The sequence below is a fragment of the Bacillus sp. 5w2 genome (genome assembly GCF_054353775.1).
In genome coordinates, this window is record NZ_JBTIWT010000010.1 from 1 (window position 1) to 15,730 (window position 15,730).

Sequence of the window (15,730 nt, forward strand, 5' to 3'; positions counted from 1 at the left end):
AATGAGTTGGCTTTTTATTACCTCTCCCGTCTATCACTGTGTTAACTTAAGGGTGAAGCATTCTTTTGATAAATTTATCAAATTCATTGTTTTAATAACCATTCTTCAATTACTTTCACTGTTTCATCTCGTTGTGCTTTTGAAGTAATTAAACTCGCATTATCACCCTTTTGCTCACCATACATGCCAAAATTAGCATGGTTTCCCCCTTTTATCATATGCATAGTTGTATTCTTTGACATGAACTTTTTATTGTTCTCTATTTTTTCTACAGTTGCTAAAGCATCTACTTCTCCATAAATAGATAGCATCGGAATCGATTTCGTAGAGAAATCATCTGCGGGATAAGAACCTAAGAAAATGATTCCGCCTACTTTTTCTTCATGTTGAAAGGCATACTTAGAAATCATAGCTCCTCCCATTGAATGCCCAGCAACATACCATTTTTGAACTTCAGGATACTTTTCAATTACACTGTCTACCTCATCGATTCCAAGTATCGCTAAGTTTAATGGTAACTTAGGCATTACTACAAAATATCCATCTTTTGCAAGTGCTTCCCCTAAGTAACTATAAGCCTCAGCTTCTACTTTAGCTCCTTGATAAAAAATAACCCCTATTTTAGCATCTTTCTCTCCAAAAACTATATGATCTTCATCTTTTTTATCCTCCACTAACGACAAAGCCTCTTTCGTCGGTTTGTAACTAAACTGAGACCAAACAAAAAAACTAATACTTCCTATAAGTAAAATACCAAGTAAAGAGTACAGCGTAATTTTTATCCATTTCTTCACAAAGACGACCTCCCTAAGATGTATATATTCTATATTTTAGATTATCATTAATAAACATAAAAACTCGAGCATTTTTATTATGCTCAAGTTTTTATTTACTTCTTTAATTTATACTGTAAATTGTCCAAGATAAATATGTAGCAAATGCAGCCCATAAAAAATATGGGATTAGCAACCATGCCGATACTTTAGATAAATTAGAAGAAAACACAATAAGAATCAACGTAGTAATAGCGACTAGTAAACAATCTACTGTTGCTAAAAATAAATCTTTTTGACTGAATTGAAAGTAGCTGAACGCTTGATTGCACATATAATTTAAAAGGAATATAAACCAAAATGTTTTTGGCTTACATCCATATTTGTTGTAAATAATTGCAACGGATAATGCAATGAGTCCATATAATACAGCCCAAATCATTCCGATTGTCATGCCAGAAGGCGTCCAAGACGGCTTTTCTAGCGCATCGTACCAAGTGCGATCAATAGGAAATACAATACTAGAAACATAAAACAAACCATATGTTAGTAAAAATACTATAATACTAGATTTTTTCATAAACATTCTCCTTTTTAATAGAAGGTTTTAGAAACTCTATATGATTCGTATGCTCTTTCAATGAATACAACTTTAATACATAAATAGACATTATAACCTTTACATATCAAATTCATATTGACTCGTGTATTTTATATAAATTCTTTCATACTTTTATATGCACAAAGGGCTCTCTCTCGTGCTGCCTTATGATCAACAACTGGCAAAGGGTATGTATCTCCTAGCTTTATATTGGCTTTTTGTAAAATATGCTCAGGTGCTTCCCACGGTTTATGTATATATTTATTCGGTATATCTCTTAATTCTGGTACCCATTTTCTTATATACTCCCCATCTTTATCAAACTTTTCCCCTTGTGTGATTGGGTTAAAAATACGAAAGTACGGTGATGCATCTGCCCCACTTCCAGCAACCCATTGCCACCCCATTGTATTATTTGCAATATCAGCATCTAATAGTGTATCCATAAACCATTTTGCTCCTTCTTGCCACGGAATTAACAAATGCTTTACAAGAAAAGAGGCTACAGCCATTCTTGCTCGGTTATGCATAAAACCTGTTTGCCATAATTCCCTCATCCCCGCATCAATAAACGGATAACCAGTTTCACCTTTCTGCCATACTCTTAATAACTCCTCTTCATTATTCCACGGAAAATGTTCAAAGTTCTTATTAAGAGGTTTATATACTGTAAATGGATAATGATATAGCAAATAATAAGAAAACTCTCGCCAAATTAATTGACGTATAAAGCTATTCACTTGTTGTTCAAAAAGACTACATTGTTTTTCGTTACTTTTATTTATTAAGTAATGATACATTAGCTTTACTGATATTTGACCAAATGAAAGATACGGTGCCAACATCGAATGAGCATTTTGATTTGGAAAATCCCTTCCTTCACTATAAGAGACTAATTTGCTAGAGAAAAATTTCTTACATGTTTTGTATGCCCCTTCTTCTGTAGGCTCCCATATTGATTCCATATGAGATGTCCACGGTATAGTCGGCAGCAAGTGCAGCGCTGAAACAGGTAAGTTCACTGGTAAAGTGCTTATCCCCTTTATACTCTGCACTTTACTAGTAGGTTTAGGTATTACCTGCTTTTGAAATGCATTATAAAAGGGCGTAAAAACCTTATATTCAGTGTTATCTTTCTTTTTAATAATCCAAGGCTCTAATAATAAATGTGAATTAAATTCCTTACAGATCATACCTTCATCTTCTAACATCATTTTCATTTTTTGATTAGATTGTAATCTGTCCGGATCATAACAAATATTCCAATATACAGCCGTTATATTTAATTGCTCTATGAGAGAAAGTATTTCTTCCTGCGTATTTCCTTTACGAATTATTAAAGTAGAGCCAAATGCCTCAAGTTGCTTCTTTACATCTATTATTGCATGGTGTAACCACCACTTTGATGCCTCCCCCATTGAAAAAGCTTCATCTTGTACATATACTGGAAGGACCTCACCAGACTGAGCAGCCTCAAATAGAGCTGGGTTATCATATAAACGAAAATCTTTTTGAAACATAACGATAATTTTATTTTGCATGGCTACCCCTTCTGATTCTTAAAACATAATAAATTTTATTATACAACAGCAATTCATACATAAGAATTTATTTGTCCTTAATAAATTAGTTAACTTTTTCAACTATTTTATTAGTAGGAATTTTAATAACCGTTTCTTTTCCACCTGTTTTATCAATCATGAAGCCATGAACTTTAACATTAGAAGGTACTAGTGGATGATGACGAATCATATCTATACTCTTTTCAATATTTTCACTAACATTTTCTTTTCCACTTAGCCATTCCTCAAGGCTACCACTTGAAAATTCAGGCATGCAATTTTCAAAGAGATAGTCTAGTTCCCTGTTATTTTTTATGGAATCACGTTGAATTTGTAGATTAACTGCATCAGTTTCTTTATCCTCTATTCCGACAATAAAAATTTCTTCCACATTTTCTTGATAAATAGCAATAATGATAGATCTCATTATATCTCCATAAGGATGTACAATTACAGAATCGTAGCTGTGTATAGTCAACATGTTTTCTTGTTGAATGTTAGTTACTTGTTGGATAATAGGCTCTATTCCGTGTTCAATGTCTGTTAACAATAAAACCTTTTTATTCTTTGCATTCATATATAGCACTCCTTCTTCATGATTGTATTTATAAAACTTTTAAGCTAGTAACAATGATTCATTACATGATTGTTACCAGTTTTTCCAACGTCCCTCTGGATCAACACTTGCAAGTCTGACCCATCCATTTTGAACTTTTTCTCGAAATGTGAAATCATTATTTAGCAAGCGTTCTATATATTCAATAGGCGCTTGAATTACAATTAGTAAACGAAGTGGTGAGTGATACGTCTCACTATCTGACTGCATAACGGATTGCCAAGGTAAGCCTGATAACAAATCACTTGCATTTCCCTGCATAACACCGAGACCTGCCGTAACGGTTTGGGTTGTTTTGTTTCCACTACCATAATAATGAGGAGCTACAGTTGAAGCGTAATATTGTAGATTTATCCACTGCGCTACTGTTCCTGGTCCCGCTATAATGTTAGCTAATATATCACCACTTTCATCCTGTTTCCAATCATAATTATGAAGGAAAGCCCTACCTTCTAAGTCACAATCCTGAGTCAATTCACGCTGCCCGATAATAAAAGATGCATTACAAGCTAATCCCCATTCCGGACGTATTTCACTCCAATCTTCTGCAAATCGATGTGCCTCTTTACTCGCATTTTTTATTTTCGTTTTAAAATTTGGTAATTGCGTTAAACGCTCTCTATTTGCCTCTTGGCTCACATTTGGCATAATCGACTCAATACAATCAAATGCTTCTTGCGCAGCTTCCGAAAGTTCTGGGACGTAAATCCATTCCAATTCATCCACGGTTGTTTTATGTTCAGCTGCTGCAAAAATGGTGTCCTCAGGAATTTTAATTCCTTCAGCAGACAACGCCTCTCTTACTTCTGGAAGGTTACATAAAGTAGCGAAAACTCTTGCATTGAATCCTCCCGCTGCTCCCCCACACGCACCACACTCAAGTGCTGCAGCATAAGGATTGTTCGTACTTTGACTACTGTGTCCGCACATTACAACTAAAGGAGCAAATTTTTCTGTCAGTCCCACCATTTTTAAAGCTTGACGCACATAGTTCACTTTTTCTTCTTTCGTAAAACCGATAGGTATCTCACCTTTTGTGTCATGAACATGATTAAGCGAGAATGTTGTATCCGGTTTTTGTAACATCGTTTTGCGAAGGTTACGAATGAAACCACCAACTCCTCTTGGGACAAAGCTTCTTGTCACCATCTGTAGACCAAGTAAAGGACCACTTAACTCAGGTAGCGCCATACTTGTCAGTACGTTCTGTTTCATCGTTTTAAATGTATAACGCACCGAACTACCTACCCTCTTACGTTGCTCATAAGATTTAAGTTCACTTTCATTTGTGAGCTCTTTTATTTGATGTTTCGGTTTTAGTATAACTGGCAAAGAAGGGTGGCTGTTATTACTGCCTAGTTCACTAGTCGCAATTGGTAACCCAAAGAAACCAGCTATTCCAAATGTTTCAAACGGACCTAATTTTTCAAGGTGGCGACGAAACGGTTCTGAACGTACATCAATACAAAATGCTAATTGAGCTACTACACGCTTTTTATCATTAGTTGCACGTTGTTTAGAAGAAATCTTCTTCTTTAATTGCTCTGCATGCGTCTGTTCCCAAGCTTCCAGCCAAAGTTTCTTACGAATGTTTTCATCAAAACGATAAGCAAATGCTAATAATTCGCTTTGTTCAGCGGCAGACATTTGTAACCATTCCCGTGTTGAAATATCCCCCCAATAGATCCAAGAAGCTATAAGTGGGACAATCGAAACTTTTTTCTCAGCCTTTTGATTTTTTAAAGGTAAATAAGGTTTTACAATAGCCAGCTCCATTGAAATTCGAACTGCTAAATATTCTATAACGAGTGCCTGTTCCTTAATTGATTGTTGGGAGCGCCATCGTATCATTCCTGCCCACCCAGGCAAAGAAAGTAAGTGCCCTTCAAGGTAAGCTTGCCTGTTAGATTCAGGAATTCCTAGTTCAGATAATGCTTTTGTTAAAGCTCCCTGGGCATCCTGTGGCCAATCTTTTAAAACTTTACGCTCATTTTTACTGAGCGCTGGATCAAATGTAATAAGGTGGTGCCATGCACGATAAAAACCTTTCTCACGGTTTGGCATCGTCCAACTTGCCCCGGAGTCATCAAGATATAATTTACACCATTTAATGATGTGATAATTAAGAATATCAGATAAGTTGTCACCATTTTGATTCTCTATAAGTGAACTGATTGGTTGCATAGAAGAGTCTTCTATACTCCCTGTATTTACATAACTCATTTCCTTTGCGAATTTATTTAATTCTGGCGATGATAATAAACTAGAAGGTAATCTCTCTAACTTTAAAGCTTCTTGGCAAAAACGCTCCTCTCTCTCTCGCGGAATATGAAAAGATTGTGAATCAAGCCAACGAGACAAGCCAATTTGTAAAAATGTTTCCTCAATCTCACCTTTCGCCTTTGCCGAATGAATCATGGAGGCACTAGGATAAATATCTACATTACGAGCTTCTTTTAACCAATTTGCGACTTGTTCAAATGATTGCTTTTCAAGCCCCATCCAAGGGTGATGAGCCGCAAATGTAGAGATAGGCCAAAGTGGCGCAATAACTCGGCTAGCAGATGTAACTAGATCATTTATATTATTTTCTTGTATATCAATGTTTGTATCTTTCTTTTTTAAAGTTTCTTTCGTTACGATTGACTGTATGCTCATCACGAATTACCTCCCTTTGATACATAATGTTTCAGATAGCTTGGATGACTTTCTACTGACTTTTGTCTCGCTTCACCTACTCGAACGAACCAAAGATACATTACAGCAAATATTGTAGAAGATTGATTACGAGTAACGAGAGTACTAATAGCACTACCAAATAATAAGAGACTTATAACAAAAATAACGGCTGAAGCCGACGGTTGAGCATTCTGATAAATGTCAGTATGCAACCATTTATAAAGAGAGTTATGAACAGTAAAGTAAATGAGAGAAAATCCACTCAAAACTATTAAGCCGGCAATTCGTCCCATTCTTCCCTCTCCAAAAACAACAAGCTGTTTCCACGAGAAGTATAATGACCACCCTAAGATTAACGCACTAACTAATTCATACCCCTCTCCAGAAGTCGTAAACCAGAAAGCAATTGCTATAAATAATCCTAAAACACGTCCGAACATAATCCATAAATTGGACATCTTTTCATTATTAGATTGCTTCACTCCCTCAAAACGTTGTACGGAAGAACCAGCTTGTAAAAACAGTGTGGCTTTAAATAAACCGTGTAAAATTAAATGAATAACAGCTGCTAAATAAGCGCCTAATGCACATTGAATCAGCATAAATCCCATTTGTGCAATAGTGGATCCTACTAGCTGACGTTTATAATCAACTTGAACTAAACTAATTCCTGTTCCTATTAAGACAGAAATACTAGAGAAAATTAGTAAAATGATTTGTGCAATATCATCATGAAAAAGTGGCGAAAATCTAGTTAATATGATACCGCCAGCATTTACTAAACCCGCATGCATAATAGCAGAAACAGGAGTTGGAGCAACAGCTGATTCAATTAACCATCTGTGAAAAGGCCATTGTGCTGCTGGAATCATCATAGCTACTATAATCAATAAGTTAATTCCTGTTTTCTCCAATGTTCCAAATTGAGCTACATTTTCATTCGTTAAAACGGATGTTAACTGCCACTGTCCAGTTATTTGAAACAACCAAATGATAGCTGCTAGTAAGGCAATCCAACTTATTGTAAATAAATAGCCTGAGATTTTTGTTGCTTCACTAACTACTTTCCACCCTTTATTTAGCCCTATGAGTAGTACCAATCCTATAAGAGTTGCGCCCCAACAAATAATCATGAAGCGAAGATCATCACTTAACCATGCAACCGAAGATACACCTGTAGTAAATGTAAAAAGTGCAAAGTATTTTCGATATGAGCGATCCCCCATTAAGTAACGTACAGAAAAGCGCTGAATGATTAAACCAATTGTAAGAACAAAGAAAGCCATTAACCAAGCTAAAGTATCTAGATGCCAAGGCCCCACAACTCTATCTCCATTGTTATTAACAAGTGCAAGTAAAGAAACCAATGAAGGCAAAGCAGCAATACCAATATGGATATGAACAAAACGTAAAGGCATCCTTGCATGTAAAAACAACAATCCACTTAACCAAGAAGCACTAAGCGCGATAAAAAATAATGTTAACAGTGTTGATGAACTCAGCGAAATTAACATGTAAAATACTCCCTTCCAAACGAAAATAACCTATAAAAATTCCTTTTCATTACGATGATTTTTTTAATTTCAATTTTCATTCACTCTTTTTCGTACATCGTTTTTTCCATAAAAAAAACCGACAACTTCCATAATCCAATGATTTTATATCATCATTGAATTATGGAGATTGTCGGTTTCACTTCAACTAACTTCAATAAAGTTTTTTGAAGAGCTCCCATTTTATAGCGGATAATAATGTATGTATTACTCCTATTAAAAATAACAGTATATCTCTGATCTCCTAGATTATGCAATCAATATATCAATTTATGTTATGCGCTATCTTTCAATTAAGAAACCTTTTCATTTAGTCAATATTACATATTAAAAAAATGCTAAAGCCTTAATTATAGCAAACAGTTAAAATAAGCATCTATTAATTTTTAAAACAATTATAAGATAAACCATATTAAGCTGTTTGTCAATTTATTTATCCATTTTTTCAAGCGTTATTTCAATCAAAATTCATTATACGTAAATAATTTCAAGTTTTTAATTATTATCATGTTAATAAATATAAATAAAGTGCAAAACTTTTAGGTTTCTTAATTATCTCCCACTAACACTACGGTGGTTTTAATTTTTAAAACTTTTCCTCAAGATTATGAACCAATTTAAAAATCATTACTCGCTCACCTGTACGCGAACTTATATCCGTATGAAAACTTTTCACTTTTTCTCCAGTTAATTCTAGTATGATCTCTTTCAAATCGTCAATTCCAGATTCAACTAGCTCCGAACGATTTTTCTTTATCGTTAGCATACCGTCTTTCGTTTCGCAAACAGTATATTCAGCCGGTGTTAAAATACCTTGTAAATTTACGATAATCATATCTCGTAATATATCTGTCTTAACGGATATAGATCCACGTCCTAGGTAGTCCTTCTCCCAGTGCGTAATTGCTTTGCTTATCTCTGATTCAATAGAGCCTTTTGAGTTTTTCATCTATGTATCCTCCTTCAATAAAATGTAATTACATTTATAATTACAATAACAATATAATAATCTTGATTGATTCTATTTTCAATTACTAAGATGACATTCTTGAACATTTTTTATTTTGAACCTCTCCATAATGAGACGATTTGAATAACTATTTTTTTCATCTCAATTATTTTCCACTTTGCTTCTTCTAGTTAAACGAAAAATTGGCATCTTTTATAATAATAAAATTCATTTTTATTATTTTTGAATAACTTGTTCTGTTGGGTTGATAGGCATAAAATATCATCATATCGTTATCTAGCTAAACTTATGAAAAGTCAATTTTAAGTGCGATTTTTTTCTAATGGTTATATATAGGGAATGTAAAGATTCATACATATTTAATCCGCTTGCCGCAGAAAAAAATGTATATGTCATTGCGAAGAGATATGTACTAACTAAAAAAGTGTTGGGGCATGTGGAAATGAGGAAGGATATGGAATAAGAACGAACACGCTGATGATTTTATAAAAAACTTACTTAACAATTCATGTTTCCGTTTAGTAAAGATTTGCTTATTCAGTTAATAGACATGGGGAGATTTCAAAAAGGGAGTGCAGTACAGGTCAGCATACAAGCATTCCCTTCCAATCATAATGTAAAGTTATTTGATAGAACGATTTACATACTAGTTTCTCTTTTGACATGTTGGTTCATGATTCTACCTTTTTGTATATATATATGCCACCAACCAATTAGAACTGAGATTAATGAAATCCCACAAGCCATAATTAAAATAATTTCTCCACTTAATTTGAGTAAAAGAAATCCAGCTAAAATTACACCTAATGGCTGAGCCATTGTTACTCCTGAAGCAATAAATCCCATAGTACTTCCAAGATGTTGATTCGGTATTATTTGTTGAAGTTCGGTTTGATATATTATTGATACAGGAGCGGCGAATAAACTAAATAGACCAAATAATACAATGCTTATTATGATTGAGTTTGTCATAAGACCGCCTATTGCACCAAATATTGTTGAGAAAACATAGAGAACCATTGCTATGTTAAAATTTATTCTTTTTACTTTATATGTCATTGCCGCACCTAGTAAAGTTCCAATTCCCATTACTGTAAAACAAATTCCTAATGCAGCAGAACCGTTGAATTTCAATCCAGAAAAAAGATTTGGCAACAAAACATCCATAATCATAACAAATGCCATGTTGGTAAATATTGAAGATGCAATAGCACTAAATATCCACCGCTGGTGATTTAATATTTTTATAGTAGATTTGAACGCATTAATTACCCCTCTAGAATTTGATGGTGATTCCGTTAATTTAACAGTAAGGAACAGAAAAATATAACAAGCTAATGATATAATGGCCATAAAAATTGCGACGGCCATAGCTAAAGAGAATCCTCCTATCAAAAGGAAAACACCCGCTAAACTTGTTCCTATAATAGCAATACTTTGTGTGACAATACTAATAATACTATTAATAGATTTTAGTTTTTCTGGTTGAGCCAAGGACGGAATTAGTGTCCTTTCAAGAGGCGTTAATATAGCGGAAGAGATGCCCATTAAAATTACAATTACAGCATAAATCCAATATCCCATTCCTTCTGTTGAAAGATTAAGAAGACCCGCAATTAATAAAAAACAATGTGAAATTATATTACAAATACTTGCTGAAATTCCAAGAGGAATTTTTTTCATTCTATCAACTGCTATACCACTTAACATCGTAAATAAAATTCCTGGAACATAACGAAATGCCATAAGAGACCCATATATTAGTGGTGATTGAGTTATATTAGTAAAATACCATGCCATGGCTAAAAAGACTAAACTGCTTTGAAATGATTGAACTCCCATTGCAATGATAATAGAATTTATTTGTTTGTTCATTGTTTTTGTACTAAAGAGAGTTCATTTTTAATCGCCTTACTCACCATCATCTCTTCCATGAATTGCCAACCAAACCATTGGTAGGGAGTATTTTGAATAAGCTGTTCGATCCAAGAAAAAAGAGGTAAGAGAATGCTCCCTGTTTCAGTATAATTAAGAGTAGGACCAAGATGTAATTCATATTTTTCATTATATGTCATTGCTATAGGAATTACTTTACTTTTACATAAACGACCTATATGTTCAACTCCCATTGGAACATATACTTTTTCTCCCAACAATTTTAATTCAAAGAAAGTTTTATCTTCTGATGAAGAAATTTCAGGATATATTATAGGGTAATTTCCATTGTTATAGCCACGAATAAGTTTTCTTAAAATCCATATGTCTGGAATTTTCATAAATTCCACCTGAACATTTGGTAAAATATTATTAATGCTACTATTAACACTTTCTGCATCTATGTACCCTGATGCTAGTATATGTGATTCTGGTTTAATAAAATGTCCGAGAATATGAGGTACTATCATATGTAGTCCAAAATGCGGGATTACAAATATACATGGTTCTTTAATAATTTCTGAAAGATTAGGAGGAATAGATATAAAAGATTTATTTATCCCCTGTTGTTTCAGCATTCGTAAGAACCATGCCCAATGCATTGGACGATATGCTAGGAATTCTTTGTATTTTAATATCATTTGTTCATTTTCATTAACAAATGTCGAATAAATTTTAGGCGTATTCCAATCTTCTGGTTTTGAACATAGATGCAAAAAGTCCTCTTTATTTAATGTTAAAAGTTCTTCTATATTGTTACTTAATTCTGGAAAACTTAGATCTTTGATTTTCCCCATATTTCATCCCTCACTTTATAACATTCTGGCATAGCGTCGTATTTGTTTAATAAAACTCTTTGAGCATAGCATCTACAAGTTTGCATTGTACAATCTCCATGGAATTTACAACCTATGCAAGCAGTTAATTCATCTAACTCCCAGCCTCCACGATAAAAATCCCATTTTCGACTATTCCATGCAGAAAGAACACCACCTTCATCTTTTACATTAGCAATAATTTGTGATGTATCACCTATGGATTCTGTACAAGGATAAATATCTCCATTTGCTCCAATTGCTAATAAGTACATTCCTTGCGGCCCAACATTGGGTGGTAATTCGAAATCATTATCTTTATTTTTAGGGCCTGGATAATAATAAGTCTGAAATTCAATTTTAGTAGAAGGATATTCTTTTGTTATTTGTATTACTTGTTTATGAAAATAATCTAATTCAGACAAAGTAAATTGAAAATAATCAGGGTTTAAACTAGCCCTTCCAGATACAGATGCTGGGTGAAAACTTATTCCATTTGCCCCATTTTCTATACAAGCTTCTACAACTTTTCTAACTCCATCAGATTTTACACAATCCGGAACTAATACTGATTCAACAATTACATAAAATTTATCTTGTGCAAATCGCTTTAAAGTATCCATAACGCGTTTATATGAACCTTTTCCACGCATTTGATCATGATAAAATTCATCACCATCTAAGGAGAGGTGTATTTGTAGCCCTCTTTGTTTTTTTTCTTTTACTTTTAATAAAGTTTGATAAACTTTATCACTTACTCTATGACCATTAGTGAAAAATTCAAAAAAACATCTTAAGGTACCTGCATGTTCTAAAATTGTACATATATCTTTTCGGGTTGTTGTTTCTCCTCCTGAAAAAGCGAGCTCTATAACGCCTAAATTGTCTAATTCAGAAAACAATTGAATTACCTCATCAGTATTAAGTTCATCAGAAATATCTACAAATGGAGATGATTCTCTTAAACAATGTTTGCATGCAAGATTGCATCTCATAGTACTAGTTATATTAACCTTTGTAGGAAATGTCATTGGTGTATATTTAAAAGAAGCGGGTGGTGATATTTTTAAGTTTGAAAGTGGCTTAGTAACATTTTCTTTTTTACTGGTTTTTAAAATTGTATTTCCTAAAATCATTTCATTGATAAACTGATTGAATTCCTCCCGTTGAGGTAATTCATTTAGTTCCATAGCGCGCTTATGATAGAACTCCCAGGCGTCCTCTATAGTTCGTGATTTCGAAAGGTATACTAATAATTCAAAGGCTGCTGCTGAAAGGAATTCTGAATGTCTAGTTTTAGCATTATAAAAAAAACGAGCTTCTGAATTTATATAGTGATGCTCATCACGTAATATAACATCCTTAGAAAGGATTATGTACATTATTCTTTCCTCCTTACAGAATATATTTTTAATTATTTTTTAAATCCACTGGGAACTAAGTAGCCCCAGTGGATTTAAAAGTTATTATGTCTAATAATGTTTAAATTTACTATTTTTGTGGTGACGGTGGTTTTTGACAGCCACAGTTGTTAAAAGCCGGTTGTGTTCCATGAATTACACTTGTGTTCTTTTTCACACTTTTCACCCCCTTCAAATTATTACCAATAAAATAACATTTTTTATAAAAAATGTAAACTAGTAAACATAAATAAAAAATTAAAAATTCTGATTAATTAAACCAAAAACATATATTCGAATTTTTAAAATAACATTTATTGGATAATATGTTAAGATTAAAAAACATATAAATTATTGCTAAATATAAGTCTGAAAATTCTGTTTTTTATTTTATAGCGCCCTATAATTTAATAATTCCTTACGACAGCACGAAATACTTTTCGTCTATAGAACCAATACACTCTACACTAACCAAGTTTCTTGTAATTGTTAATAGACTTGTTTTATCCTCATTTCAAGGAGGAAATAACTAAGTAGTTTCTAGTTTTATAGTACGAAGCGTATTTTTAACATTAAAGAAACAAAAATAAAAACCCCCAGTTTCTCTAAATTAAAATTGAGAAACTGGGGGTTTTTATTTAAAACAAGTAACTAATTAATAATCCTGCTGATAATAAGAAGCCGAAAATTGTATTTGTCATCGCTGTTGATTTCATTGCGATGCGCATATACCCGGGATCCTTTGCCCCTTTTTGGAAACTTTGAATTGCAGAGATTGGTTTTCTAAAACCTAGGAACATAACTAATGCCCAAGGGCTTATATAACCCATTAATACAATTACCGCAATCCATAAATAAGCAACGAAAAAGGCTACAGCTAGTGTTACTACAGCTTTTTCTCTCCCAAGGAGGATTACTAATGTCTTTCTTCCACCTTTAATATCTTCTTCGATATCTCGGATGTTATTCGACATGTTGATTGCACCGACTAAAATTCCAATTGGAATGGAAATCAATACACTTTCAATCGTTATCGTATTCGTTTGAATAAAGAAAGCAATGAGTACAAAACATGTCCCCATTAACAAGCCAGAAACTAATTCTCCAAACGGAGTGTACGCAATTGGTAATGGACCGCCTGTATATAAATAGCCAACCGCCATCCCGATTAAACCGATGACGACTAACCACCAGCTACTATTCATACAAATATAAATTCCGATAAGTGCTGCTACTACATACAATAAAAGTGCAACTGTTAACACATTTTTTGGTTTCAATCCATGACGGACAATTCCGCCACCAATTCCAACAGACTCAGCTGTATCTAATCCACGTTTGAAATCATAGTACTCATTAAATAAGTTCGTTGCTATTTGCAATGCTAAACATGCAACCATCATCGCAATAAATAAAAGCCAATGAATTTCGGCAACATAAAGTGATGCCACTGTCCCTAAAATTACAGGAGAAAACGTCGCCGTTAATGTATGCGGGCGCGTCATCTTCCATATTAATTTAGCGGAACTAATTTCTTTTTCTGTCCCCATAACTCTGTTCAATCTCCCAACATTTTAAGTATAAATTACTAGCAGTATCTTTCTATCTATTTTCTGCCACGCATCCATTATATCAAAAAAAGAATTGGCGATAGAACTTTCATGCTCTTGCTTACACCATAAATTTGCATCAAAATATATTTTTTTCTAATACTGTATTTACTTTTTCGTTGAACAACCCCTATCTCTCTAGCTAATTGTTCTAAAGCATGCGGTGACATATATCGTTGTAATTCTTTAGAAAACAATTCTAGTTCATCTAAAATCGATAAATTCATACAAAAACGTTATTCTTTCTGTATATTTCTACAAAAAGAATAACGTTTTCTTTGAATTATGGATATAAATTTATCTTAGGTTGATAGTGATGTGGCGGTACCCCAATTATATTTCAACCTCTGTTTCAGATAAATTCAATGCTTTTCCGCCTACCTTTACCTCAATAATTTCTTTCCCTTGAGTGGTTAACGCTATAACTATTTCCGAAGGTTTTTTCATAGAGTAACCTTGCTCAACAGATATATTAATAACATGTTCAGGTTTGATTTTACCATATTTATATAGATAACATGAAAGGGCACCATTGGATGTACCAGTTGCAGATTCTTCGGGAACTCCATATAAAGGTGCCAAATTTCTACAGTGAGCATTTGAACCCTTTAGTGATTCAAGGGTAAAAATATGATAACCAATGGTATTATATTTACTGCTGATATTTGTTACTTTTTCAAAATCTGGCTTTATAGAATTTAATATATCTAAGTTTTTAATCGGTACAAGTATATCCCTAAGGCCAGTAGATACAATTTGCACTGATAGATCCCCCAACATTTCATCTATAGTAATATTTAAGGAATCTGCAATTTCCTCCTTGTCTATTATTTCATAATAGCTTGGAGCATTTTGCTCCATCATAATTGATAGGTCTTCCATTACTTCTACACTTAAAATTCCAGCCTTTGTTTCTTGAGAATATTTTCCTGGTTTAATATATCCTTGGCTTGAAAGTGTATAGAACGCTGCTATCGTTGCATGGCCACAAAGATCAACCTCTTCATTAGGTGTAAAGAATCTAACCTTGAAGTCAGCAAGGTCTGACTTCATGACAAAAGCAGTCTCACTAAAACCGATGATACCTGCTATTTTTTTCATTTCCTCATCTGATAGATAATCAGCGCTAAGTACCACTCCGGCAGGGTTCCCTCCCTCAATGGATTTTGCAAATGAATTTAATGTATAAACTTTTACCTTCATAATATGATCCCTC

General features: G+C 33.5%; 12 protein-coding genes. All 12 read right to left on the reverse strand.

Annotated elements, in window-relative coordinates; genetic code table 11:
* Positions 1-83 precede the first annotated feature (83 nt).
* A complete protein-coding gene (locus ACXY7N_RS17070; RefSeq protein WP_016087268.1) occupies positions 84-794 on the reverse strand; it encodes an alpha/beta hydrolase in 711 nt (236 codons plus the stop codon).
* 103 nt (positions 795-897) lie between these two features.
* Positions 898-1,353: a TspO/MBR family protein gene (locus ACXY7N_RS17075; RefSeq protein ID WP_016087267.1), complete on the reverse strand. Its 456-nt coding sequence runs from the start codon at positions 1,351-1,353 to the stop codon at positions 898-900.
* 131 nt (positions 1,354-1,484) lie between these two features.
* Positions 1,485-2,915, reverse strand: coding sequence for a cryptochrome/photolyase family protein (locus ACXY7N_RS17080; RefSeq protein WP_016087265.1), 1,431 nt, complete (start codon positions 2,913-2,915; stop codon positions 1,485-1,487).
* An 85-nt stretch (positions 2,916-3,000) separates the two neighbouring features.
* A complete protein-coding gene (locus tag ACXY7N_RS17085; protein WP_016087264.1) occupies positions 3,001-3,513 on the reverse strand; it encodes a carbonic anhydrase in 513 nt (170 codons plus the stop codon).
* Between the two features lie 72 nt (positions 3,514-3,585).
* Positions 3,586-6,210: a DUF2309 domain-containing protein gene (locus tag ACXY7N_RS17090; protein WP_016134861.1), complete on the reverse strand. Its 2,625-nt coding sequence runs from the start codon at positions 6,208-6,210 to the stop codon at positions 3,586-3,588.
* Positions 6,210-7,745 carry an NADH dehydrogenase subunit 5 gene (locus tag ACXY7N_RS17095; RefSeq protein WP_488592501.1) on the reverse strand — a complete coding sequence of 512 codons (1,536 nt, stop codon included), beginning with the start codon at positions 7,743-7,745 and terminating at the stop codon, positions 6,210-6,212. Before ACXY7N_RS17095 ends, ACXY7N_RS17090 begins: the two co-directional genes overlap by 1 nt.
* Positions 7,746-8,370: 625 nt before the next feature.
* Positions 8,371-8,733: a Na-translocating system protein MpsC family protein gene (locus ACXY7N_RS17100; protein ID WP_488592502.1), complete on the reverse strand. Its 363-nt coding sequence runs from the start codon at positions 8,731-8,733 to the stop codon at positions 8,371-8,373.
* A gap of 660 nt (positions 8,734-9,393) precedes the next feature.
* A complete protein-coding gene (locus tag ACXY7N_RS17105; RefSeq protein WP_016087261.1) occupies positions 9,394-10,629 on the reverse strand; it encodes an MFS transporter in 1,236 nt (411 codons plus the stop codon).
* Positions 10,626-11,486, reverse strand: a complete 861-nt coding sequence (locus ACXY7N_RS17110; RefSeq protein WP_488592503.1) for an LpxL/LpxP family acyltransferase — start codon at positions 11,484-11,486, stop codon at positions 10,626-10,628. Before ACXY7N_RS17110 ends, ACXY7N_RS17105 begins: the two co-directional genes overlap by 4 nt.
* Entirely contained in the window at positions 11,465-12,886 is a 1,422-nt protein-coding gene (locus tag ACXY7N_RS17115; RefSeq protein ID WP_223261052.1) for a radical SAM protein, read from the reverse strand. The genes ACXY7N_RS17110 and ACXY7N_RS17115 overlap by 22 nt, the downstream gene beginning before the upstream one ends.
* A gap of 656 nt (positions 12,887-13,542) precedes the next feature.
* On the reverse strand, positions 13,543-14,454 hold the full coding sequence (gene menA, locus ACXY7N_RS17120; RefSeq protein ID WP_488592504.1) for a 1,4-dihydroxy-2-naphthoate polyprenyltransferase: 912 nt from the start codon (positions 14,452-14,454) through the stop codon (positions 13,543-13,545).
* Between the two features lie 393 nt (positions 14,455-14,847).
* Positions 14,848-15,717: a PhzF family phenazine biosynthesis protein gene (locus ACXY7N_RS17125; protein WP_016134865.1), complete on the reverse strand. Its 870-nt coding sequence runs from the start codon at positions 15,715-15,717 to the stop codon at positions 14,848-14,850.
* Positions 15,718-15,730 lie beyond the last annotated feature (13 nt).